This is a genomic window from Kitasatospora sp. NPDC032121 (genome assembly GCF_055580145.1).
This window is the reverse complement of the sequence record NZ_JBVILX010000009.1, coordinates 133,244-156,516: the sequence shown is the minus strand read 5'-3', so window position 1 is coordinate 156,516 and position 23,273 is coordinate 133,244. Positions and strand designations below refer to the sequence as shown.

At 74.6% G+C, this 23,273-nt stretch carries 12 protein-coding genes; 10 read left to right on the top strand and 2 right to left on the bottom strand.

Going from position 1 to position 23,273, the window contains the following annotated elements; translation table 11 throughout:
- The first annotated feature begins 568 nt into the window (after window positions 1-568).
- Both ACZ5OX_RS22985 and ACZ5OX_RS22980 read left to right on the top strand, forming a co-directional pair.
- A complete protein-coding gene (locus ACZ5OX_RS22985) occupies window positions 569-943 on the top strand; it encodes an aggregation-promoting factor C-terminal-like domain-containing protein (protein WP_465632494.1) in 375 nt (124 codons plus the stop codon).
- A 440-nt stretch (window positions 944-1,383) separates the two neighbouring features.
- Window positions 1,384-3,177, top strand: a complete 1,794-nt coding sequence (locus ACZ5OX_RS22980; RefSeq protein ID WP_465632734.1) for a S8 family peptidase — start codon at window positions 1,384-1,386, stop codon at window positions 3,175-3,177.
- Window positions 3,178-3,335: 158 nt separating this feature from the next.
- Here the strand turns inward: ACZ5OX_RS22980 and ACZ5OX_RS22975 are convergent, their stop codons facing one another.
- Together ACZ5OX_RS22975 and ACZ5OX_RS22970 are read right to left on the bottom strand one after the other, a co-directional pair.
- Window positions 3,336-5,264: a virginiamycin B lyase family protein gene (locus ACZ5OX_RS22975; protein ID WP_465632732.1), complete on the bottom strand. Its 1,929-nt coding sequence runs from the start codon at window positions 5,262-5,264 to the stop codon at window positions 3,336-3,338.
- Window positions 5,265-5,729 (bottom strand): Vgb family protein, encoded by a 465-nt coding sequence (locus ACZ5OX_RS22970; protein ID WP_465632492.1) that lies wholly within the window; start codon window positions 5,727-5,729, stop codon window positions 5,265-5,267.
- 479 nt (window positions 5,730-6,208) lie between these two features.
- Here ACZ5OX_RS22970 and ACZ5OX_RS22965 point away from each other — a divergent pair, with 479 nt between their 5' ends.
- From ACZ5OX_RS22965 to ACZ5OX_RS22930, 8 genes are all read left to right on the top strand, one after another.
- Window positions 6,209-6,904: an alpha/beta hydrolase gene (locus ACZ5OX_RS22965; RefSeq protein WP_465632490.1), complete on the top strand. Its 696-nt coding sequence runs from the start codon at window positions 6,209-6,211 to the stop codon at window positions 6,902-6,904.
- Window positions 6,905-7,139: 235 nt separating this feature from the next.
- Window positions 7,140-7,541, top strand: coding sequence for a VOC family protein (locus ACZ5OX_RS22960; RefSeq protein ID WP_465632731.1), 402 nt, complete (start codon window positions 7,140-7,142; stop codon window positions 7,539-7,541).
- Between the two features lie 273 nt (window positions 7,542-7,814).
- Entirely contained in the window at window positions 7,815-9,350 is a 1,536-nt protein-coding gene (locus ACZ5OX_RS22955; RefSeq protein WP_465632488.1) for a lipase/acyltransferase domain-containing protein, read from the top strand.
- 117 nt (window positions 9,351-9,467) lie between these two features.
- Entirely contained in the window at window positions 9,468-13,802 is a 4,335-nt protein-coding gene (locus ACZ5OX_RS22950) for a hypothetical protein (protein WP_465632486.1), read from the top strand.
- Window positions 13,803-13,940: 138 nt separating this feature from the next.
- On the top strand, window positions 13,941-14,285 hold the full coding sequence (locus ACZ5OX_RS22945; protein ID WP_465632485.1) for an Imm51 family immunity protein: 345 nt from the start codon (window positions 13,941-13,943) through the stop codon (window positions 14,283-14,285).
- A gap of 365 nt (window positions 14,286-14,650) precedes the next feature.
- A complete protein-coding gene (locus ACZ5OX_RS22940) occupies window positions 14,651-17,521 on the top strand; it encodes a helix-turn-helix transcriptional regulator (protein ID WP_465632483.1) in 2,871 nt (956 codons plus the stop codon).
- 9 nt (window positions 17,522-17,530) lie between these two features.
- Window positions 17,531-20,425 carry an AAA family ATPase gene (locus ACZ5OX_RS22935; protein ID WP_465632481.1) on the top strand — a complete coding sequence of 965 codons (2,895 nt, stop codon included), beginning with the start codon at window positions 17,531-17,533 and terminating at the stop codon, window positions 20,423-20,425.
- Window positions 20,397-23,135 (top strand): ATP-binding protein, encoded by a 2,739-nt coding sequence (locus ACZ5OX_RS22930; RefSeq protein ID WP_465632479.1) that lies wholly within the window; start codon window positions 20,397-20,399, stop codon window positions 23,133-23,135. The genes ACZ5OX_RS22935 and ACZ5OX_RS22930 overlap by 29 nt, the downstream gene beginning before the upstream one ends.
- Window positions 23,136-23,273: the final 138 nt, after the last annotated feature.

The window sequence follows — 23,273 nt, the reverse complement described above, 5'->3', positions numbered from 1 at the left end:
TGCGCACCTCTCTGGCAAGGACCCCTGACGGGCGGAAGCGCAGCGGGGCCGTACCGACTGGGCGGGCCGACGACGGTGGCGCCGTTGCCGGCATTGGCGGGGTGTGGCCGCGCTCACAGTGACGGCCCGGTCGGCGGTGACTCAGGGTGGTGGCCGTGGGGCGGTCGGTGCTGCCGTCGGGCCCGGGGCGGTGAGTGCGCTCACATGCGGATGAGGGGCACGACGACGGCTAGGAATGTCCGTTTTGCCCGTTTTTACTGGGGGTGGGTGGTGTTTGCGCAGGTCAGGGAGGGTGGATCGCTCCGGACGGGCCGTTCCTTCGAATCGGAGCCGCTCTCCTCGCTACGACGGCGCATCGTAGCCGGGGGGTCTTGGCGGGCCCGGTTCCGGTCTGGCAACTTGGCATTCGTCGCCAGCCACACCGGCACCTGTCCCGCCGGATGCGGCTTACCGCCAAGCCACGCCCCGCGACCGTTACGGCCCCTGTCCGGCCACGGTCCAAAAACGGGGAGTGACTCGGCCCAACCCGATTGAGGTCTTGCTCTACATGCCCGCTTTCAAGCTCCGTATGCGTACCTCTGCCGCGATCCTCGCCGGCGCCGCCGGTGTGACCGCCCTGGGCGCCGCCGTGGTCCCCGCGGTCGCTTCGGCCGCGGACGCCTCCCCGCAGGCCCTCGCCGCCCAGATCGTGCCGGCGGACCAGCTGGCCTCGTTCAGCCAGATCATCTCCCACGAGTCGGGCTGGAACGTGACGGCGACCAACCCGAGCTCGGGCTCGTACGGACTGGGCCAGGCACTGCCGGCCTCCAAGATGGCCTCCGCCGGCGCCGACTGGAAGACCAACCCGTCCACCCAGATCAAGTGGGCGCTGGACTACATGAACACCCGCTACGGCAGCCCGAACGCCGCCTGGAACTTCTGGCAGTCCCACCACTGGTACTAAGCCGACCCATCGGCTTCCCCTCACCCCGGGGGCCGGACAGGGACCACCGGAGTGACCCACGAGGGCCTGTGCCCGCGCGAAAGCGCGGCCACAGGCCCTCGTGCCGTTCCCCGAACGTCCGGGACGCAGCCGTCCGGGCGCGTCATGCTCTGCTGCCGGCATTCGCCGACCGCCGGCGAACCGGTGGCCGGCTCGCAGCATCCCCGCCGGCTGCCGCAAGCGCCCCGCCCGGGGCGCCGGGATGCCATGACATCAAAACGTAACGCTTCCGTGAAAAGTCGTCAGGCGTAAAGTCTTCCCCAACTCCTGTTCAATCTGGCATGTTTCCTTCAAATCCCGCGCGATCCCCCTCACGCACGGGCCGAATCGGAGGACACGTGTCACCCCTGATATCCCGGCGGCTCGGCCGCCCGGCCGCGGCCCTCGCCGTACTCTCGGCCATGGCGCTCGCCACCCCCACCGCGTTCGCTACCGCCGCCACCGCGACCACCACCCCCACCGTCCCCGGCGCGGTCTCCGCACACGCCGCCCAAGCGTCCGCCGCCCAGGCCCCCGGCGCCCAGGCCCCCGCCGTCGCGGGCACCGCGGCCGGTTGGGCCGCCGGCACCCGCGCCTACCTGGTGATCAGCGCCCCGGCCGACGTCGCCGCCGCCAAGGCCGCCGTCGCGGCCAAGGGCGGTACGGTCTTCTCGAGTTACGACCAGATCGGCGTCATCGTCGCCCACTCCACCAGCACCGGCTTCGCCGCCGCGCTGCGGACCGTCACCGGCATCCAGCAGGTCGGCGCGACCCGTACCTCCGACGTGCCGGCCGATGCCTACAGCCCGGCCCTGCCCGCCAACCCCGCCCAGGCGGTCACCACGCTCACCGAGTCCAACCGCTGGGACATGACCCAGATCAAGGCCGACCAGGCCTGGAACGTCACCACCGGCTCGCCGTCCGTCAAGGTCGGCGTGCTCGACACCGGCGTGGACGACCAGCACCAGGACCTCGCGCCGAACTTCGACGCCGCCGACTCGGTCTCCTGCGCCTACGGCAAGCCCGACACCCGCAGCGGCGCCTGGCGCGACGTGGACACCCACGGCACCCACGTCGCCGGCACCATCGCGGCCGCGAAGAACGGCAAGGGCGTCATCGGCGTCGCGCCGGGCGTGAAGATCGCCTCGGTCCGGATCGCCGAGCCGACCAGCACCCTCTTCTTCGCCGAGAACACCGTCTGCGGCTTCGTCTGGGCCGGTGACCACGGCTTCAAGGTCACCAACAACAGCTACTACACCGACCCGTGGCAGTTCAACTGCCCGAACGACCTCGACCAGGCGGCCCTCATCGAGGGCGTCAAGCGCGCCCAGGAGTACGCCGAGGGCAAGGGCTCGCTGCAGGTCGCGGCGGCCGGCAACTCCAACTACGACCTGGCCAACAAGACCACCGACACCGCGAGCCCGAACGACTCCACCCCGACCACCCGGACCATCAGCAACGCCTGCCTCGACATCCCCACCGAACTCCCCGGCGTGGTGACCGTCGCTGCCACGGGCAGCGGCAGCGGCAAGGCCTCCTACTCCAACTTCGGCCGGGGCGTCATCGACGTCGCTGCGCCCGGCGGCGACGGCGCCACCGGCGTCTACTCGACCCTGCCCGGCGGCAAGTACGGTACCAAGAGCGGCACTTCGATGGCCTCCCCGCACGTCACCGGCGTCGCCGCGCTGATCGCGAGCGCCGACCCGACGCTCACCCCGGCCGACATCCGGACCCGCCTCGCGAGCCAGGCCAACGACCTGGCCTGCCCCGCCTCCGACAGCCGCTGCACCGGCACCAATGCCAACAACAGCTTCTTCGGCGAGGGCCAGGTCGACGCGCTGAAGGCCGTCGGCGGCGCCACCCCGCCCACCGGCACGTACTTCGAGAACACCGCCGACGTGGCGATCCCCGACAACACCACGGTGGAGAGCCCGATCACCGTCACCGGCGTCACCGGCAACGCGCCCGCGACGCTCAAGGTCGGCGTGGACATCAAGCACACCTACCGCGGTGACCTCGTCCTCTCCCTCGTCGCCCCGAACGGCACGGTCTACCTCCTGGAGGACCTCGCCGACAGCGACAGCACCGACAACGTCGCCAAGACCTACACCGTCAACGCCGCCGCGAGCGCGGCGAACGGCACCTGGAAGCTCCGGGTGAAGGACGGCGCCGCCGGCGACACCGGCACGATCGACGCCTGGAACCTCACCTTCTGAACCGTCTGAACCGCCTGAACCTTCTGAACCGTGCGAACCGTCCCGGCCGCCCGACGCCCCACGGCGTCGGGCGGCCGGTCTTGCGAGCCGGCAGCGAGCGGGACGCCGACGGCCACCGGGGTGGCGTACCCGGCGACGCCGCGTCGAATCAGCGCGTTTCAGCGCGTCCCCACGTCCAGCGTCCAGTAGTGCTGGAACTCGGTGCTGCCCGTCGGCCGGGCCTGGTGGTAGTAGCCCACGCCGGCTTCCAGGGCCGCGCAGTTGAGGATGAGGTTGCGGTGCGCCCAGTGCCATGTCGAGTCCCGCTGCATCCAGTACTCCACGGCCTGAGCGGGACTGGGGGCGGGCTCGGGCTGCCCCTGCTGGAAGTAGACGTTCTCCCCGCGGTAGGTGTGGTAGCCCGCGAGGTCCATGGGTTCGCCGTCGTCCCACACCAGTTTCCCGTCGGGCCCCCGATGCATGTTCGTGTCCAGCTGGACCTGGGCGCTGGGAACGGTGGACAGGTAACTGCTGTGGTCGTACGCGGTGTTCCTGAGCTGCGGGGAGAACTGGAAGGGGCTGGGGCAGGCGCTCATCTTCGCCTCTCCCTGCGGGTCCGGTTCGAGAAGGGGGTACAACTCCGGGTGCGTCCGTGCCCGGTTGACGAGGTCGAAGAGCTCCTGTTCCAGCGGATCCGGCGCGGGACCGGCGCCCGAGGTGATCTGTCCGATCATGCCGCTGAAGTACTCGGCGAACCACAGGTTCCCGTCCGGTCCGGACGCGATGGCGTACGGGTGGCCGTCCGCGGTGGGCAGCGGGTACTCGGTGACGGATCCCGTCGACGTGATGCGCCCGATCCGGTTGCCCGTGGACTCGGTGAACCACATGTTTCCGTCGGAGCCGAACGCGATGGCGTACGGGGAACTGCCCGGGTTGGGCAGTGGGTGTTCGGTGACGGACCCCTTCGATGTGATCCGCCCGATCCGGTCGGCCCTGGACTCGGTGAACCACAGGCTTCCGTCCGGGGCGGCCGCGATGCCGGTCGGTCCGCTGTCGGGGGTCGGCAGGGAGAATTCGGTGACGGATCCCGTCGGGGTGATCTGCCCGATCGTGCCACTCCAGTAGTCGGTGAACCAGAGGTTTCCGCCCGGTCCCGCCACGATCCCCAGCGGGCGACCGCCCTCGGTGGGCAGGGTGAATTCGGCGATGTCCCCGGCCGGGGTGATGCGCCCGATCGTGCCGTCCCAGTACTCGGTGAACCAGAGATTGCCGTCGGGCCCGGCCGTGATGCCGAACGGGAAGGCATCCGAACGGGGCACGCGGAACTCGGCGATGTCCCCGGCCGGGGTGATCCGCCCGACCGCACCGCCGAAGTACTCGGTGAACCACAGGTTGCCGTCGGGCCCGGCCGTGATGCCGAACGGGAGGCTGACCGGGGTGGGCAGCGGGAACTCGGTGACGGATCCCGTCGAAGTGATCCGTCCGATGCGGCTGCCAGTGGACTCGGTGAACCACAGGTTGCCGTCCGGCCCGGCCGCGATCCCGAGCGGATGGCTGTTCTGTACGGGCAAGGGGTATTCGGTGATGGACCCGCCCGGGGTGATCTGCCCGATCACACCGTTGTCGTATTCGCTGAACCACAGGTTGCCGTCCGGCCCCACGACGATCCCGGTCGGCCCGCTGTCCGCGGGGGGCAGGTGGAATTCGGTGACGGACCCGTCCGGGGTGATCCGCCCGATCTTGCCGCTGAGGTACTCGGTGAACCACAGGTTCCCGTCCGGCCCCGCCACGATCCCCGAGGGCTGGCCGCCCGCGGTGAGCACGGGGTGCTCGGCGATGTCCCCGCCCAGGGTGATCCGTCCGATCCGATTCCCGGCGCCCTCGACGAACCACAGGTTGCCGTCCGGCCCGGCCGTGATGTCCCACGGGGAGCTGTCCGAGGTGGGGACGGGGTGTTCCGTGATGGTCCCGCTGGTGGTGATCCGTCCGATCCGGTTGCCGGTGGACTCGGTGAACCACAGGCTGCCGTCCGGACCGGCCGTGATGCCCGTCGGGCCGCTGCCCGCGTCGGTCAGCGGGTGTTCGGTGATGGACCCGTCCGGGGCGATCTACCCGATCACACCCTTGTTGTACTCCGTGAACCACAGGTTGCCGTCCGGCCCGGCCGTGATGCCCCACGGGAAGCTGTTCGGGCTGGGGACGCGGTACTCGGTGACGGCGCCGGCCGGGGTGATCCGCCCGATCATGCCGCTGTCGTACTCGGTGAACCACAGGTTCCCGTCCGGGCCGGCGGTGATCCCCGTCGGCCCGCCGTTCGCGGTGGGCAGGGGATACTCGGTGACGGCCCCACCCGGGGTGATCCGTCCGACCAACCCCCGGTCGTACTCGGTGAACCACAAGTTGCCGTCCGGCCCGACCGTCAGGTCCCAGGGGTAGGGGGAGCTACCCGGGGTGGACAGGGCGTACTCGGTGACGACCCCGGGGAGAGCCGTGGCCGGCGCGCCCGCCCGGAAGGAATGCGGCAGACGCCCTCGACGAAGGCCGCGCAGGGTGAAGGGTGTGGGTGTGGGCATGGGAAAACCTCATCCGCGTCCACCGCGGCACCGGCCCCGGTACGGGGGCGTCGTCGCGGCGCAAGCGGCCGGGTGGCCGGGTAACCGAGTGGCCGAGTAGGCGAGTGGTCGAGCAACCGAGCAACCGAGTAACCGGGTAACCGAGTGGCCGAGCCGGGCTCGGTGCCGAACGGCGGGGCCGATCCGGGACGAGCCGTTCGTGGTCGCATCCCCGGCCCGCACCGCGTGCCCCCTGCCCGCACCGTGTGCGGCGAGCACGGCGGGGATCGACACCCGTCCTGCTTCCGCTTTCAGCCTGTTGCCCCGTGTGGGTGATCGCAACTTGCGCGTTCCCGGGGCCGCTGAACGGAGCCCCGAGCGCACTCGATGAGGAAGCCGACGTGCCGCGGCGAGCGGGTCCGGTCGCCACCGGCGCGTCGTGCGGCATCCGCCGCCCCGGGTGGTGAACGTGATCTGTCGAGGCCGACCTGGAGGTGGCGATGAGAGTCGTGTTCGTGCACGGGGCGTGCGTTCGGGACGGGTCGTGGTGGTGGCACCGCACCGCCGAGCTGCTGCGGGAACGGGGGGTGCCCAGTGCGGCCCCGGCGCTGCCCAGCTGCGGCGAGACGGGCGTGCCCGGCGGCCTCGGCGGGCCGGGTCTCCCGGAGGACGTCGCCGCGGTGCGGGAGATGCTGAGGGCGAGCGACGAGCCGACCGTCGTGGTCGCCCACAGCTACGGCGGTATCGTCACCGCCGAAGCCGCCGCGGGAGTCGGGTCGGTGCGCCACCTGCTGCTGGTCTCCAGCTACCTGCCCGAGGTCGGGCAGAGCCTGTCGCAGTTCGGCGACGGCCGCCCCGCCCCCTTCCTCGACGTCGACCCCGACAGCGGCACGTTCGGGGTCCGCCCGGAGTCGCTCGCGGGCACCTTCCTGCAGGACTGCGACCCGGAGGTCCAGGCGCAGGCGGCCGACCACCTCGCCCGGCAGAGTCTCCAGGTGACGGGGCAGCAGGTCGGCGCGGCCGCATGGCGGCAACTGCCCTCCACCTACCTCGTCTGCGCTCAGGACCGGGGCACCCCGCCGCGGCTGCAACGCGAGTTCGCCCGCCGCGCCGGCCTCGTCGTCGAGCTCGATGCCGGCCACCACCCGTTCCTGTCCCAGCCCGCGGCGGTCCGGGACCTGCTGCTGAGCCTGTGACGACAGCCGTGGGGGAGAACCGGGCCGGCGATCGGAGGAAGAAACCGGAGGAGGCCTGCCGGGACGTCGTGGACCGCGGACCGGTGGGTCGCCACGAGCCGGGGCAGTTGGCGAACGCGTATTCGTCCGCGATGTCGAACACGTCGGCACAGTGCGGGCATTGGGCGTCGCCGAAGAGGTAGGTGCTTTCGCAGGCAAGATCCTCCTGCCCGTCCCGGACGGCCGTCTCGGGCCGATGACGGTGGCCGGGTGCGGGCGGAGGGTGCCGGACCTGGAGCGGGCCGTCGTCTCCTTCGGCTGGCTGTTGGAGGCCCTGGGCTACACGCTCTTCCAGAGCTGGGGCAACGGCCGCAGTTGGAAGCTCGGAGCGACGTACCTGGTCTTCGAGCAGTCTCCCGCCCTCACCGCCGGCCGGCACGACCGGTGCCGGCCCGGGCTGAACCATCTGGCGTTCCACGTCGAAGACCACCACACCGTGGAGGCACTGGCCGCCGAGGCGCCGCGGCACGGCTGGAACCTGATGTTCCCCGACCGCCACCCGCACGCCGGCGGCGAACAGAGCTACGCCGCCTACCTGGAGAACACCGACGGCTTCGAGGTCGAACTCGTCGCCGTCAACCTTCCCGAACCGGACTGACGACGATCACCCCGGCCACAGGTCCGGACGACAGGTCCCACCCCGGGCCGGCTCTCCTACCCGGTCCCCGTCCGGGGGCTTGCCCGCGCGGCCGGAGGCGGCGCCTGGTACACGGTTTCGAAGGACGGAACCACGGTGCAGTTGTGGGAGCCTGCGACACCGGGACGAGCCACTACACCGGCTCCGCACGCCCGGCAGCGGTCGTCCACGGCTCGCGGCCGTTCTTGACGAAGCCGCACGCGTGGCGGGCCTGCTCCCCTATCGTCGGGTGGCATGGGGAGCTTGGGGGACGGCGGGTTCGGCGGTGCGGTGCCCTACTCGGGCGTGCCGCCGGTGTTCGAGGACCGGACGCCGGACGCGTGTGTCGTGGTGCCGGGCATCATGGGCAGCGTCCTGGAGGACGCTGCGACGGGCCGCCCGCTGTGGGGTGTGGACCTCGGGATGCTGACGGGTGCGTCGGCCGGTGAGGGGCTGTTCGGTGCGCTGCGGGCGGACGCGTCGGAGCGGGCCGCCGACGCGGACACCTTCCGGCGGGCGCCGCTGACCCGCGTTCGGGCGACCGGGCTGCTGGCGAAGCCGTGGTGGCTGCCCGTCCTGGAGGGCCTGGACCCCTACGGCGAGGCGGTCAAGAGCCTGCGGGAGGTCACGCTGGCGCCGGAGGCGGTGGCGCCGTTCCCGTACGACTGGCGCCTCGCCGTCGCCTACAACGGGGCGTTGCTCGCCCGCGCGGCCCGCGCGCACCTGACCGGCTGGCGGGAGCGGGTCGCCGCCCGGCCCGAGTGGCGGGCCGCCGGTGGGCGGCAGCCGCGGCTGCTGTTCGCCGCGCACTCGATGGGCGGGCTGGTGGTGCGGGCCGCGTTGGAGCAGGACCCCGAACTCGCGGCCGACACCAGGGCGGTGGTCACCGTCGGGACCCCGTTCCTCGGCTCCGTGAAGTCCGTCCTCACCCTCAACCTCCTGCATGCCGGGGCGAAACCGGCCAGGCTGCTGCGACAGGTGCAGGCGATGGCGGCGACCCTGCCGGGCGTCCACGACCTGCTGCCCGACTACCGCTGCCTGGACCGCGGACTGGACGTCGACCGCCTCACCCCCTCCGATGTCGCCCGGCTCGGCGGCGACGAACACCTGGCCGCCCGCTCGCTCGACGAGCACACCCGCCGCTGGGAGCACCCGTTCGCGATGCCCGGGCACCGCGCGATCGTCGGCGAGGCGCAGGCCACCGTGCAGACCCTCGACGAACAGCAGCGCGCCGGGCAGGCGGTCGCCGTCGGACGGCACCACTCCTTCGACGCCGGCGAGGACGGCGAACTCGTCCGCGACCCGGCCACCGGCATCCCCGCCCGCCGCGACTCCCGCGGCGACGGCACCGTCCACACGCCGTCCGCCCAGGCCGGCGGCACCGAGGCACGCACCTACGTCTTCGGCCAGCACGGCACCCTGATGCGCCACGACGACGTCCTGCGCCAGCTCCGCAACATCGCGCTGGAACGCCCCCAGGGGCCTCGCCTCTCCGGTACCAGCGCCGGGCCGGGCCTGGAGACCCCGCAGCTCGGCGGGACGTTCGGGCAGCCGCTCACCCTCCACGCGACCGGCCTCGACACCCCGGCCAGGGGGAGCCTCACCGTCCGCAGCGCCACCACCGGCCGCATCGGCCACCCCCTCACCCTCCGCCGCGACCCCGACCGCACGGACGGCGCCCTCGCCGCCCGCTTCACCGCGGACGCGCCCGACCTGTACCGCGTGACCCTGGACGTCGAGGACCACGTACCGATCACCCAGCTCGTCCTCGTCAGCCCACCCGACGCCTGAGCCGCAAACCCCGCCCGACGCCTGAGCCGGAAACGCCGCCCCGACCGCGCCCGACGCCTGAGCCGCAAACCCCGCCCGACGCCTGACCCCGCCCGACGCCTGAATCGGAATCCCGCCTTGGCCACACCCGTCGGCACCGACCGGAACCCGACCGAACCGCCTCCCGAGGGCGGCGGGATCGAGCTGTTCCCGGTGAACTTCACCGCCTACCGGCAGCACCCCGCCCTGGACACCGAGGCCCACGTCCGCGTGATCGCCGACCTGCTCGCCCCCTACGGTCCGCGCGTCAACAGCTGGACCACCCCCGAGGACGAACGGGACCGGCAGGCCGTCGAGGACCGGCTCGGCGAGTGGAAGCGGCCCGCCGCCTCCCGCGGCGGCAACACGGTGCTCTACTGGGTCGGCCACGGCAGCGCCGAACACCTCGCCCACCACCGCACCCCGGCTCCCATCGACGACGGGATCTCCCCGGAGGAGGTCGCCCGCGCCATCGGCAGCCGCCAGATCCACCCCGACAACGAGGACAGTTGGGCGATCGTCGTCATCGACGCCTGCTTCTCCCGGGACTTCGCCCAGGAGGTGCACCGGATCCTCCTCGACAGGAAGTACCGCGACGCCGGCCGCTACCTGCTGCTGTCCACCGCGGCCGAGGGCTACACCGAACTCGGCGCCTTCACCGGCGCCCTCCGCCGCGTCCTGACCGTCACCTTCCGCGGGAAGCCCGACATCGGCCTCGCCGAACTGGGCGTCGAACTCAACCGCGAACTCCGCGGCGGCTACCGCGGCGACCGGGCCGTGCCCGGCGACCGGCTCGTGCGGCTCACCCCCGATGCCGCCACCTCCGTGTCCGCGCCGCTGGACCAGCTCGCCGAACTCCAGGCCGTCATCGACCGGTTGCCCACCGACGAGCAGCGCCACTTCCTCCCCAAGGCGTCCGGTGCCGAACTCGGCGAACTCGCCTGGTACTTCCACGGCCGCACCGAGGAACGCGACCACATCCTGCGCTGGTTGGCCACCGCGACCCGTGGCGCCCTCGTCGTCACCGGCCCCGCCGGCTCCGGCAAGTCGGCCCTCCTCGGCCACGTCCTGCTGCACACCCGTACCCGGCTGCGCGACGTCCTCGTCCGCCACGGCCACCTGACCGCGCTGCCCGCCGAAGTGCCGTGCCCGGACGACCCGTTCGACCTCGTCGCCCACCTCTCCGGCCTCAGCCTCGCCCGCGCCGTCCGGCTCCTCGCCGAAGCCGCCGGCCTGCCCGACCTCGCCCGGCAGGCCGACGACGGCCGGCCACCCGCCGTCCTCGCCGCCCGACTCGTCGCCCGGCTGCGCGCCCGGCCGACCCGGCTGACGCTGCTGTTCGACGCCCTCGACGAAGCCGAGCAGCCGCTGCTCATCGCCGGCCTCCTCCTGCGCCCCCTCGCCGCCCTGCCCGCCGTCCGGGTCGTCATCGGCACCCGCGGCTCCACCCAGGAAGGCCCCGACCAGCCCGCCCCCACCGACACCGACATCCTCGACGCGCTCCGCCCCCGGTCGGACCGCCCCCGGCCGACCCGTCGCGAGGCCGGACCGTGGGCCGACGTCGAACCGTGGGCCGACGTCGAACACGTCGAGGTGAAGCAGGACCCGAAGGCCCTCGCCGGATACCTGCGCGCCAAGCTCGCCGCCGCCAGACAGCGCGGCGCTCTCGACGCCGACGACACGACCATCGAGGACGTCGTCCACCGGCTCGTCACCGACCACCGGCAACACGGCGCCGAACCACAGCAGTTCCTCTACGTCCGCCTTGCCGCCCACGAACTCCTCAACGACCCGGGCCTCCTCACCGACCCCACCCCCCTGATCGGCCGCACCCACCGCCACCTGTTCACCCGCGCCCTCCAGCGGCTCCATCGCACCAACCCGGACTACGCCCCGCTCCTGCGCGCCCTCGGTCTCGCCCAGGGCCGCGGCCTGCCCGCCCAGGACGGCATCTGGGCCCTTGCCGCCGACGCCCTTGCCGCCGACGCCCTCGCCGCCGACGCCCTCGACAGCCGTACCGACACCGGCGCCGGCATCCCCGAGCTGCTGCGGGACGCCGCTCCGTACCTCACCCTCGACCACGAACACGAGCGGAGCGTCTACCGCCTCGCCCACCGCACCTTCACCGAACACTTCACCGCGGCCCCGGACACGGCTCGTGGCCATGCCCTCCTCACCGCCGCCCTCGCCCGGCACGGCCGGCAGAGCCTGGGCGCGCAGGAGGACGCCACCGCCCCGCCGGCCGCGGTCGTCAGCCCTTACATCCACCACCACCTCGCCGCCCACGCCCGCCTGGGCCACGCCGCCGGGGCACTCCACACCCTCGCCGGCCACACCGAGGTCCTGGACGCCCTCGACCTCACCAGCATCACCGCCGCGGCCTTCGACCACGGCCTGCCCTCCCACGAACTGCCCCCGGCCATCGCCGGAACCGTCCTGCTCCAGCACCACGCCCGCGACACCGCCGCCACCGAGCAGTCGGCGGGCAGTACGGCCGGCTGGCGGCGTTGGTGGCGCCGGCTCGGCACCAGCTACATCCAAGGCGCCCCGCCCCCGCCCGAAGCACCTCTCCGCAACCCGCGCGGATGGCCTCCGGAACTGACCGTCGGCGAAGTCCGGCAACGTCAACTCCACCTGCAACTCACCGGCCACACCGACAAGGTGACCTCGGTGGCGGTGTTCACCGCGCCCGACGGCACTCCGCGGCTGGCCTCGGCCGGCGCGGACCGGACGGTGCGGATCTGGGACCCGGCGACCCGCGCCCAGGACGGCCCCTCCCTCACCGGCCACACCGACAAGGTGCGTGCGGTGGCCGCGTTCACCGCGCACGACGGCACCGTGCGGCTGGCCTCGGGCGGCGACGACGGGGCGGTGCGGATCTGGGACCCGACCATCGGAACCCAGGACGGAGTACCCCTCACCGGCCACACCGACGAGGTGACCTCGGTGGCGGTGTTCACCGCGCCGGACGGCACCGCGCGGCTGGCCTCGGGCGGCGCGGACCGGACGGTGCGGATCTGGGACCCGGCGACCCGCGCCCAGGAGGGCCGAACCCTCACCGGCCACACCGACGAGGTGAACGCGGTGGCGGTGTTCACCGCGCCCGACGGCACCGTGCGGCTGGCCACGGGCAGCGACGACAAGACGGTGCGGATCTGGAACCCCGCCACCGGCACCCAGGACGGCCGAACCCTCACCGGCCACACCGGCGTCGTGCTCGCCGTGGTGGCGTTCACCGCGGCCGACGGCACCGCGCGCGTGGCCACGAGCGGCGGCGACGGGACGGTGCGGATCTGGAACCCCGCCACCGGCGCCCAGGAGGGCGACACCCTCACCGGCCACAGCTTCGGAGTGGCGGCGATGACGGTGCTCACCGCGGCCGACGGCACGCCGCGCGTGGCCACCGGCAGCTACGACGGGGCGGTGCGGGTCTGGAACCCGGCCACCGGCGCCCTGGAAGCCGTACCCGTCACCAGCGACGACCACTGGGTGAGCGCGGTGGTCCGGTTCACCGCGGCCGACGGCACTCCGCGCCTGGCCACCGGCGGCGAGGACCACTCGGTGCGGATCTGGAACCCGGCCGCCCGCCCCCAGGACGGCGAACCCGTCGACGACGGCATCTACGGAGTGATGGCGGTGGCGGTGTTCACCGCGCCCGACGGTACCCCGCGTTTGGCCACCGGCAGCCACGACAAGACGGTGCGGTTCTGGAACCTGACGACCGGTAGGCAGGAAGGCGCGCCCCTCACCGGCCACACCGGCTGGCTGCGTGCGATGGCGGTGTTCACCGCGCCCGACGGCACGCCGCGCCTGGCCGCCGGCGACGGCGACGGGACGGTGCGGATCTGGAACCCCGCCACCCGCGCCCAGGAGGGCGTGCCCCTCACCGGGAACGGCAGGGGGGTGGATTCGCTGATGGTGGTCACCCCGGCCGACGGCACGCCGCGCCTGGCCGTCGACGACGGCGACGGGAACGTGCGGATCTGGAACCCGGTCACCTGCGCCCAGGAGCGCGGCCCGCTCACCGGGAGCACCAGCGGGGCGCGGAAAGCGGCGGTGTTCGCCGCGGCCGACGGCACTGCGCGCCTGGCCGTCGGCGGCGGTGACGGGACGGTGCGGGTCTGGAACCCGGCCACCGGCGCCCTGGAAGGCGCACCCCTCACCTGCCACGACCACTGGGTGAGCGCGGTGGTGGCGTTCGACGCGCCCGACGGCACGGCGCGGGTGGCCAGCTGCAGCATCGACAAGACGGTGCGGATCTGGGACCCGAACACCCGGACCGGGCAGACGCTGTCCCTGGCGGACGGAGTCGAGGCACTGGCGGTGGGCCACGGGCTGCTCATCGCGGGCACCCCGTCGGGCTACCTCGCGATCGACATCTCGTCCCTGCCCACCGACCCCGCCGGCACCGGCACCCCGGACGCGCCGCTGTGACCATCTCCGACCTCCCGCACGCCCCGTCCCCTCCCGTCACCTGCCCCACCAGGGTGGTCCGCCGTCGGCGGGGAAGGGCGGTTCAAGGCACCGCTCGTAGGGGCCGGGTCTGTCGGTGGGACTTCGTACGGTCGACGCATGATCGATCGCGAATCCTTCTCCCCGTTGCTGTTCTTCGAGTTCGACCACAAGCCGGGCACGTTCTGCCTGATTCTGGGTGACAGCGACCTGGTCGCCGCCGAGGACGTGTTCGCCGAGTGCGGGCAGCACAGCAACGGCTACGGCTGGGAGGACGTGGCCAGGTCGGCCCTGTCGGCCCGCGCTCCGCAACCGGCCGGCCGACTCGACGGCGGCCTCGAGTTCGACTCCGAGGCCGGCATGTTCTGCGCCTTCGGCGAGGACGCCGATGCCCTCAAGGTCCTGGGGACGCTCTTGCAGGAGGCATGGCGGGACCGGTCCGTGCTCAGGGAGTACCTCGGCTGAAAGCGCGTTCGGCCGCGCGGGTGTGTTCGGCGTGTGGCGCGGCGCCGAGGATTCGCCCGGGAATGGTCGGTCGGTGTGGCTCCGGGCCGGATTCCGTGGCCGGCAGGACGTGTGTGGTGCGGTTCACGTCGCCGGATCCGGTGCGGTCGCCGCCCGGGTATCGGGCCTGGCCGGAGCCCGGCTGCGGGGGACGGGCGGGCTCCGGACGCGCTAGCGCAAAGTTGATTGTTCATCACCGCAGGTAAGGGTTAACAGCCTTACTAAGGTTATTATCGGCTCTGATCGGACATGGCCGGCTCCACCGGTGAGCCGCAGCCGACCGAATCACGTCTATCACTCGGGGGCGGGGATGCAGGGTTTCGGGGATGGGAGACGTCATGGGCGTGCACAGCGCCATGGGGCGGGGAACCGGGGAACGCGGGATCGATCGGGCCGGTGAACTGGCGCGGCTGCTCGAACTGGCGGACCAGGTGCGCGGGGGCGCAGCACGGGCGGTCCTGGTCCGCGGACCCGCCGGTATCGGGCGCACCGGGCTGCTGGACGCGGTGGCCCGGCGGGTGTCGGCCGGTGGCATGACGGTGCGCCGCTCGACGGGCCGGGCACCGGGGATCAAGGGGGAGGAAGACGGGCACGGTTACCGGTCCGTTCGCGAACTATTCGGCGTGGAGCCGGAATTCACCCGGACCGGAACCTCGACGGCGGCCTTCGTCGCCCAGCGCGAGGTCTACGCGCACGCGGTGGACCTGCTGGCCGCCGGCCCGCTGGCGCTCGTCCTGGACGACGCGCAGTGGTGCGACGATGAGTCGCTGCGGTGCGTGCACTTCCTGTTGCGCCGCGCGGCCTCGCGCCCGCTGCTGGTGCTGCTGTCCCAGCGCACCGCGTGCGAGGGCCCGGGCACGACGATGCTCACCGAGATCCTGGCCCAGGGCCGCTGCTCCGTCATGGAGCTCGGGCCCCTGACCGAGGCCGAGACCGGTCAGGCGGTGGCCCGCGCCCTGGGCGGCCCGCCGGACGGGCGGTTCGTGCGGCGCTGCCGGTCGCTCTCCGGGGGGAACCCGCTGCTCCTGGGGCGGCTGCTCACCAGGCTCGGCGCGGCCTCGGTGCGGCCCGACGGGGGCGGGCTGCACCGCCTGCGGACGCTGGGCGAGGCGGTCGACGCCGAATCGGTCCGTACGGCGCTGGCCGGCGCGCCGTACCAGGTGCGCCAGGTGGCCTCGGCGGTGGCCGTCCTCGGCCGCGCCGACCCCGAGCTGCTCGGGGCGCTCTGCGGGGTCGGCGGCACCCGACTGCCCCTGGCGCTGGAGGAGTTACGACGCGTCGAGCTGATCGGTTCCGGCGCCGGGGCACCGATGGCGGAGGCGGTGCGGGCGGCGGTGCTGGCCGACCTGCCGGCCCCTGAGCTGGAGCGGCTGCGACTGCGGGCGGCCCGGGTGCTCAACGACGCCGGGTGCCCGGTGACCGAAGTGGCGGACCAGCTGGCCCTGTTGCCCGAGCTGACGGAGCCGTGGATGCTCACCGTGCTGCGCGAGGCGGCTGTCCAGGCGCCCGACGGGGCGACCGCGCGGGCGGCGGCGCAGTACCTGTGCCGGGCACTGGACGCCGAGCTCAGCGGGGCCGAGCGCAGGAACGTGCGGATCGAACTGGCCAGGGCCTCGGCCCGGGTGGCACCGACCGTCGCCCGGGAGCAGCTGCGGCAGGCCCTGCGGGAGAGCGACGCCGTGCGGGAACGGGCGTCGATCGCCATCGAGTACGGGCAGGCCGCCCTCGGTTCACGCGACCTCCCCCACGCGGTCCGGGTGCTCGGTGAGACGCTCGCCGACCTGCGGCGGCAGCTGGGCGGGGACCCGGCCCCGGCCGACCGGGAGCTGTGCACCTCGCTGGAGTCCGCCCTGCTGCTGGCCGCTGTGAACGGGAAGTCGACCATGGCACAGGTCGGCACGCTGGTCAGGCGCTGGCCGGTGCCCCGGGGCGACAGCCCGGCCGAGCGCCAACTGCTCTCCGGCATGAGCGTGTTCGCCGCGCTGGACGGCCGCTCGGCCCGGCAGGCCGCGGCGCTGGCCCGGCAGGCGATGCGGGTGGAGGAGACCACGCCCGCCGGATGGGAGGTGCTCGCCTCCTCGATGGTCCTCGGCCTGGCGGACGAGGTCGACGAGGCCCTCGCGGGGCTGACCCGGCCGCTGTCCGACGGCATCGTCACGTACGAGCCCTGGATGCGCCTGTCCGCACTGGCCCAGCGTTCCGACATCCTGCACAGCGTCGGCGATCTCGCCGGGGCGCACGCCGACGCCCGCGCGGCCGTCGCCCTCGGGTCGCAGGACGGCCGGGCCGCGACCTGGGCGATGCCCGCCGTCGTGCTGGGCAGCGTGCTGCTCTCGCGGGGCGAGGTGGGCAAGGCCACCACCGTGCTCGACCGGATCAGCCCCGTCGGCCTGGAACGGCAGATCTGGGAGTGGCACCACTACCTGTACGTCAGGGGCAGGCTCCGGCGCGCGATCGGCGACCTCGACGGTGCGGTGGAGCTGTGGCTGCGGTGCGGCCGGAGCCTGGCGGAAGCCGGGGTGGCCAATCCGCTGCTGGCGCCGTGGTGGCTGGCCGCCGCCACCACGTTGGCCGGCCAGGGCCGTGCCGCGGCGGCGGCCGGCATCGTGGCGCAGGCCCAGGAGGCGGTGGCCGGCTGGGACACCGCGCGCGCCCGCGGGCTCGGCCTGGTGGCCGCGGGGGCGATCGCCGAGGGGGGCGCGGCGCGCACCGACCTGCTCGCCGAGGCGGTGGAGGTGCTCGCGCACTCCCCGGCCCGGCTCGCCCAGGCCGAGGCGCGTTACCGGCTCGGCCGGGAGCTGCTGCTGCGCGGCGACCTGCCGGGCGCGCGCCGGCACCTGCGGCAGGTGATCGAGACGGCCACCCGGTGCGGCTACCACCTGCTCAGCGCCGCCGCGCGCCGGCTGCTCGCCGCCGCGGGCGGCCGGATGCCGCAGATCGCCGCCTCGCCGCTCGACTCCCTCACCCGCAGCGAGCGCCGGATCGCCACCCTCGCCGGGACGGGGGTCAGCAACCGGGAGATCGCCGAGACGCTGTTCATCACCTCCCGGACGGTGGAGATGCACCTGACCAACGTCTACCGGAAGCTCGACGTCCGGGGACGTACGGACCTGGTACCGGCGCTCGGGTCCGACGGCGCTGCCCCGAGACGGAGCCCGAGGAGTGAAACGGGGAACATCCGCGTACCGAGTCGCTAGGGGCTGGCAGTGGCAGTGGCCAAGGGGAAGACCGAGGAAGCGGCGCACCGGATGCCGGCCGATGCGGGCCGGCCGGGTGGGCGCCTCGTCGAGCGGGACCGGGAGGAGCGGCTGCTGCGCGACCTGCTCGCCGGGCTGCGGTCAGGCCGTTCGGCACTGGTCGAGGTGCGGGGCGAACCCGGTGCCGGACGCAGTGCGCTGCTGCGCCGGGCCGAGGAGTTCGCCGCCGGGGCCGGGGTGCGGGTCGCCTGCGCACAGGCGTCCTGGGAGGAGACGGGGGTCCGCCACACGGTGGCGGCCCGGCTGCACGCGGCGATCGCGCCGCGGGCCTCGCCGCTGGCACGGGAACTGCTGGGCCACGACACGGCGGAGGGTGCCACCCTGTCAGGGCGGCTGTGCCGGGCCTTCCTCGCGGCGGCCCGCACCCAGCCGCTGCTGGTCGTGGTCGACGACGTCCAGTGGGCCGACCAGGAGTCGCTGCGCTTCCTCCAGGCGCTGGCACGCCGTCTGGCCGACGCCCCGCTGCTGCTGCTGACCTCGCGCAGCGACGCCCTGCCTCCGGCGCTCGGCGAGCGGATCGAGCTGTGTCCCCTGGCCGATCCGGACGCCGTCGCCGACCACACCCTCCACCTCGCCCCGCTGTCCGCGGCCGGGGTGGGCGAGGTGCTGGCCGAAGCCCTCGGGGAGCCGGTCGAGCCGGAGTTCGCCGTGGCCGCGGCGATCGCGGTGGACGGCAACCCCGGCGTGCTGCGCGCGGTGGCCGACGACCTCGCCCGACCCGGCCGGCCGGAGGCGCCCGAACGGGCGGCGAGGATGCGCGCGTGCGCGGCGGAAGCGGTCCGGGAACGGGCCGTCCGCACCCTGGCCGTCCTGCCCCCGGTACTGCTGGACGTGCTGCGGGTGGTCGCGGCGTGCGGGCCGGACGGCTCCTTGGACATGATCGCCGCACTGGCCCCGCCGCGGGCGGTGGGTGCGGCGCAGGCCCTGGAACTCCTTTCCGGGACAGGCCTGTTGACGCCGGGGGAGCGGCCGGCGTTCCGGGCCGCGCGGGCCGCGGAGGCCGCCCTGGCGGGCCTCGGCGCAGAGCGGCGCGAGGAACTGTTCGCCCGCGCGGCCGAGTGGGCGAACCGGGCGGGGCTCCCCGACGGCGCGGTGGTCAGGATGCTGCTCGGGGCCAGGGGGATCGGTGCGCCCTGGGCGGTCGCGGTGCTGCGCCGGGAGGCGGAGCGCCTGCGGGTCCTCGGCGACGCGGCGGCCTCGATGCGGCTGCTGCAGCGCGCGCTGCGCGAACCGGTGGGCGCCCGGCCGCGGGTGGAGATCCTCACCGAGCTGAGCGTGCTGGCGCTCCCCGGTTCGCCGGAGGGCAGTGACCGCTTCCTGCGCCAGGCACTGCTCGCCCCGGCGGGGGCGAGCGCCGGGTCCGCCTGGGTGCGCGCCGCCGACCTGCTGGTGGCGCGGGGCGACTTCACCTCGGCGGTGCCGCTCATCGCCGGTCTGTGCGACCGCCCGGAGCTCGGCGAGCGGGACCGCGCCGCGCTCCGGGCGCTGTACTGGCTCGCCAAGCACGGCCAGGACGGGGCGGTGCAGGAGCCGCACCGGCCGGCGGTGGCGGCCCTTCCCCGGCGGCCCGTCGAACCCGCCGAGGCGGGGGCCGCCGCCTGGCGGGCGGCCCTGCGCGGGCAGGACATCGCCCGGACCCGGGAGTGCGCCCGCGTCGCACTCTCGCCCGCGGCCCTGGACGGGACGTCGCTGACCGCGCAGGTGGCGGCCTGCCACGCGCTCGTCCTCACCGAGGACGTGGCCGAGGCGCACCTGGGCCTGGACGCCGTCCTGGTACGCGCGCACCGCGCCAACGCCCGCGCCGTCGCCGCCCTGGCACTGCTGATCAAGGCACTGGCGCTGCTGGGCGAGGGACACGCCGAGGAGGCCGCGGTCCAGTTGGAGCGGGCCGAGGAGGAACTGCCGGTGCGGGGCTGGCATCCGCTGATGGCCCCGGGACTGGTCGCCCTGAAGACGATGGTGTGCCTGGAGCGGGGCGACCTGGCCGGGGCGGAGCGCTCCGCCGCGGTGGCGCGGCCGGAGGAGGCCGAGGGCAGCATGGCCCGGGCCTACCTGGCCTACGCCCGTGGCCGGGTGCGGCTGGCTCGCGGCGACGCCGCCGGGGCGCTGGGCGACCTGCGCGAGTGCGGACGGCTGCTGCTCGCCCGACAGGTGGCCAACCCCGGCCTGCTGCCCTGGCGTTCGGCGGCCGCACAGGCCCACGCGCTGGCCGGGGACGACGCCGGGGCCGCCGAACTGGTCGCCGAGGAGCGCCGCCTCGCGTTGGTCTGGGGCGCGCCGCGCGCGCTCGCGCGGGCCCTGCTCGCCGCGGGAGCCGCCGAGCGGGAGCCGGGGCCGGCGGTGCCCGTCCTGCTGCCCGGTCCTGATTCCGGTGCCGGGCGACTCGGCGCGGGTGAACCCGCGAGCTGGCAGTACCGGCAGGCGCTGGTCGCGGTGGGCACGGCGGCGGTGTCAGGACCGGGGGCCGTCGACCGGCTGCTGAGGATCGGGATCGCCCCGGGCGCCGGCCCGCGGCGCCGGGCGGCTCCGGCTGCCGGACCGGCACCCGCGCCCGGGGCCGCGGAGCCACCGCCGGCAGGCAGAGCGCGACCGCCGGCGGGCCCGGCGTACGGGCCGGCCCCACACGGCCTGACCTCCGCCGAGCGGCGCGTCGCCGCGCTCGCCGCCGAAGGCCTGGCCAACCGCACCATCGCGGCCGAACTCTCGGTGACCCTGCGCACCGTCGAGCTGCATCTGACCAAGGCGTACCGCAAGTTGGGCATCTCCGGGCGTCCGGAGCTGGCCCAGGCGCTGGGGCGCGACGAAAGGAACGAAAATGGCGCGCCTGCTCGGCCGGCGGCGTGAGTTCGACGCACTCACCGCGGCGATGGAGGCGGCCACGGGGAGCCGTGGCTCGCTGCTCGTCGTCACCGGGGGGATCGGGACCGGCCGGACCGCTCTGCTGCGGGCGCTGCCCCCGCTCGCGCGGCAGCGCGGACTGCGGGTGCTCAGCGCCAGCGGGGCCCTGCTGGAACGGGACCTGGACCTCGGGGTGGTGGACCAGCTGCTGGAGCCGCTGCTGCCCGGGGCGGCCCTCGATCCGTCCCACGGCGCCCGGCTCTTCGAGGAACTCCTGTGTTCGGTCGCCGATTTCAGCGCCCGCGAGCCGCTGCTCATCCTGGTGGACGACCTCCAGTGGGCGGACGCCGCCTCGCTGCGGTGGCTCGGCCGGCTGACGCAGCGGCTGGCGAACCTGCGCATCGCGCTCGTCGTCGCCGTCCGGGAGGGGGATCCGCGGGCGGAGGAGCCGTGGATCCACGGGATGTCCGACCGCGCCTCGCGGGTGCTGCGGCTGGAGCCGCTCTCCCCGGCGGGCACGGCGGCGCTGGTGGCCGCGCGGCTCGACGGGCCCGCGGACCCCGCCCTGGCGGCGGCCTGCCACGAGGCCTGCGCCGGCAACCCGATGCTCGTGACCGCGATGCTGGCCGAACTGGTCAAGGCGGGCGGGGCGTCCGCCGACCCGGCCGGGACGGTGGCCGGACTGCGGCTGTCGGCCGTGCGCGAGCGGCTGCTCGTCGCGCTGGGATCCCAGCCCGCACCCGTCAGGTCCCTGGCGAAGGCGCTCGCCGTGCTCGGCGAGGACGCGGACCCGGAGCTGGTGGGGCGGCTGGCGGGGCTCGACGAGACCGGCCGGTCCGAAGCGGTCCGGGTACTGCGCCGCCTCGGACTGCTGACCGGCGGCCCGGCGGTGCGCTTCGTCCACCGGTGCGTACGCGACACGGTCGAGGAGTCGATGACGCCGGTGGAGCAGGAGCACGGCCGCCGTCGCGCCGCCGTCCTGCTCCACGACGGCGGCTACCCGGCCGAGCAGGCGGCGGCGCAACTGCTGGCCACGACCTCGTGCCAGGACGACTGGGCGACCGAGGTCCTGCGCTCCGCCGCGACGGCGGCGGTGCGTCGCGCCGCGCCGCAGGACGCCGCGCGGTACCTGCGGCGCGTGCTGCTGGACGGCCCGCCGACCGGCCCGGAGCGGGCGGCCCTGCTGCTGGACCTGGCCGCCATCGAGCGCGCCTTCGACCCCGCGGCCGCCATGCGCCACGTCGTCCAGGCGCTGCTGCTGCTCCCGTCGGCCGAGCAGCGGGCCCTGGCGGTGCGGTGGATCCCTCCCGCGCTGCTCGGCGGCAGCCCGCCGTCCAGCCTCGAACTGGTCGCGACGGCGGCCGAGGAGCTGGCCGGGGACCGGCCGCGCGCCGGCGCCGACCCCGAACCGGCGCTGTGGGCCGAGACACGGCTGCGGCACGCGACGGTGGCCGGCCCCGGGCTGCTCGCCGGGTCCGTCGAGCGGCTGCGCGCCCTCGGTCCCACGCCACCGCTGCAGACCGCGGCCGAGCGCGAGCTGGTCACCGTCCTGCTGCACGGTGCCACCGTGGCGCAGCGGTCCTCGGCGGCGGAGGTCGCGCCGCTGGCGAACCGGATCCTGGGCTACGAGCCGGCCTCGCCGGCCCATGTGCACACCGCCCTGCCGCTGTTGACCGACACGCTGGTCGCGGCGGAGTCGATCGAGATCCTCGGCCCCTGGCTGGAGGCCGCCGGGGAGGCGGCCCGCCACGAGCGGGCTCCGGTGCCGCGGGCGCTGATCGGCCTCGAACTCACGCAGCTGCTGCTGGCCCGGGGCCTGTTCGCGCGGGCCCGGGCGCAGGCCCGCGAGGTGCTGGACCTGGGGGCGGCACGCTGGGCACCGATCCAGTCGATGGCCGCCGTGGTCCGGGCCGCCGTCGAGACCGGCGACGGCGAGCTGGCGGACCGTCTGCTGGCCTCCTACGGCGAGAGCGTCGACCACGGCCACAGCCCCTCGATGCTGCAACTGGTGCGGGCCTCGGGCGCGGTGGCCCGCGGCGACCTGCCGACCGCGCTGGAGTACGTGCTGGACTGGGGGCGCTCGGTCGAACGGGCCGACTGGCGCAACCCCGCGGTCGTCCCCTGGCGGACCTGGGCCGCGGACCTGCACCTGAAGACGGGCCAGGGCGCGCGGGCCCACGACCTCGTCGACGAGGAACTGGCGCGGGCGCTGGCCTGGGGTGCGCCCGGGCCGATCGGACGCGCCCAGCGGGTCAAGGGCGAACTGACCGGGGGCGAGGGCGGCATCGCCCTGCTGCGCGCCTCGCTGGCCACCCTGGAGGGGGCGGTCAACGGCATGGAGCGGGCCAGGACCTCCGTGCTGCTCGGCCGGCGGCTGCGGGCCCAGGGACACGCGGAGGCCGAGGCGCACCTGCGCCGGGGCCGGGAACAGGCGCTGGCCTGCGGAGCTTCCCGGCTGGCGGACCGGGCCGCACGTGAACTGCTGGAGCTGGCCCAGTCCCTGGGGCCGGCCGCGCTGACCCGGGCCGAGCGGAGGGTCGCCGCGCTCGCCGCGCAGGGGGTGTCCAACAAGGAGATCGCCACCAGGCTGGAGGTGAGCACGCGGGCGGTCGAGAAGCACCTCACCCAGGCCTACCGCAAGCTGGACGTCGGGGGGCGGGCCGAACTCGTCGGCGTGGCACATCTGTTGCCGAGCGAGGCGGAACCGCTCGACTGAGCCGGCGCGGCCCCGGGCCGCCCGGGGCCGGGGGGGGGGGGGGGGGGGGGGGGGGGGGAGGGGGGGGGCGGGGGGGGGGGGGGGGGGGAGGGGGGGGGGGGGACGGGTCGTGAGGGGAGGGGGGTTCTGGGCATACCG

Bases quoted from the DNA above. Each gene is read 5' to 3' on its own strand.
- ACZ5OX_RS22985 (WP_465632494.1), top strand. From the start codon at position 569: ATGCGTACCTCTGCCGCGATCCTCGCCGGCGCCGCCGGTGTGACCGCC.
- ACZ5OX_RS22980 (WP_465632734.1), top strand. From the start codon at position 1,384: ATGGCGCTCGCCACCCCCACCGCGTTCGCTACCGCCGCCACCGCGACC.
- ACZ5OX_RS22970 (WP_465632492.1), bottom strand. From the start codon at position 5,729: ATGCCCACACCCACACCCTTCACCCTGCGCGGCCTTCGTCGAGGGCGT.
- ACZ5OX_RS22965 (WP_465632490.1), top strand. From the start codon at position 6,209: ATGAGAGTCGTGTTCGTGCACGGGGCGTGCGTTCGGGACGGGTCGTGG.
- ACZ5OX_RS22960 (WP_465632731.1), top strand. From the start codon at position 7,140: ATGACGGTGGCCGGGTGCGGGCGGAGGGTGCCGGACCTGGAGCGGGCC.
- ACZ5OX_RS22955 (WP_465632488.1), top strand. From the start codon at position 7,815: ATGGGGAGCTTGGGGGACGGCGGGTTCGGCGGTGCGGTGCCCTACTCG.
- ACZ5OX_RS22945 (WP_465632485.1), top strand. From the start codon at position 13,941: ATGATCGATCGCGAATCCTTCTCCCCGTTGCTGTTCTTCGAGTTCGAC.
- ACZ5OX_RS22940 (WP_465632483.1), top strand. From the start codon at position 14,651: ATGGGAGACGTCATGGGCGTGCACAGCGCCATGGGGCGGGGAACCGGG.
- ACZ5OX_RS22930 (WP_465632479.1), top strand. From the start codon at position 20,397: ATGGCGCGCCTGCTCGGCCGGCGGCGTGAGTTCGACGCACTCACCGCG.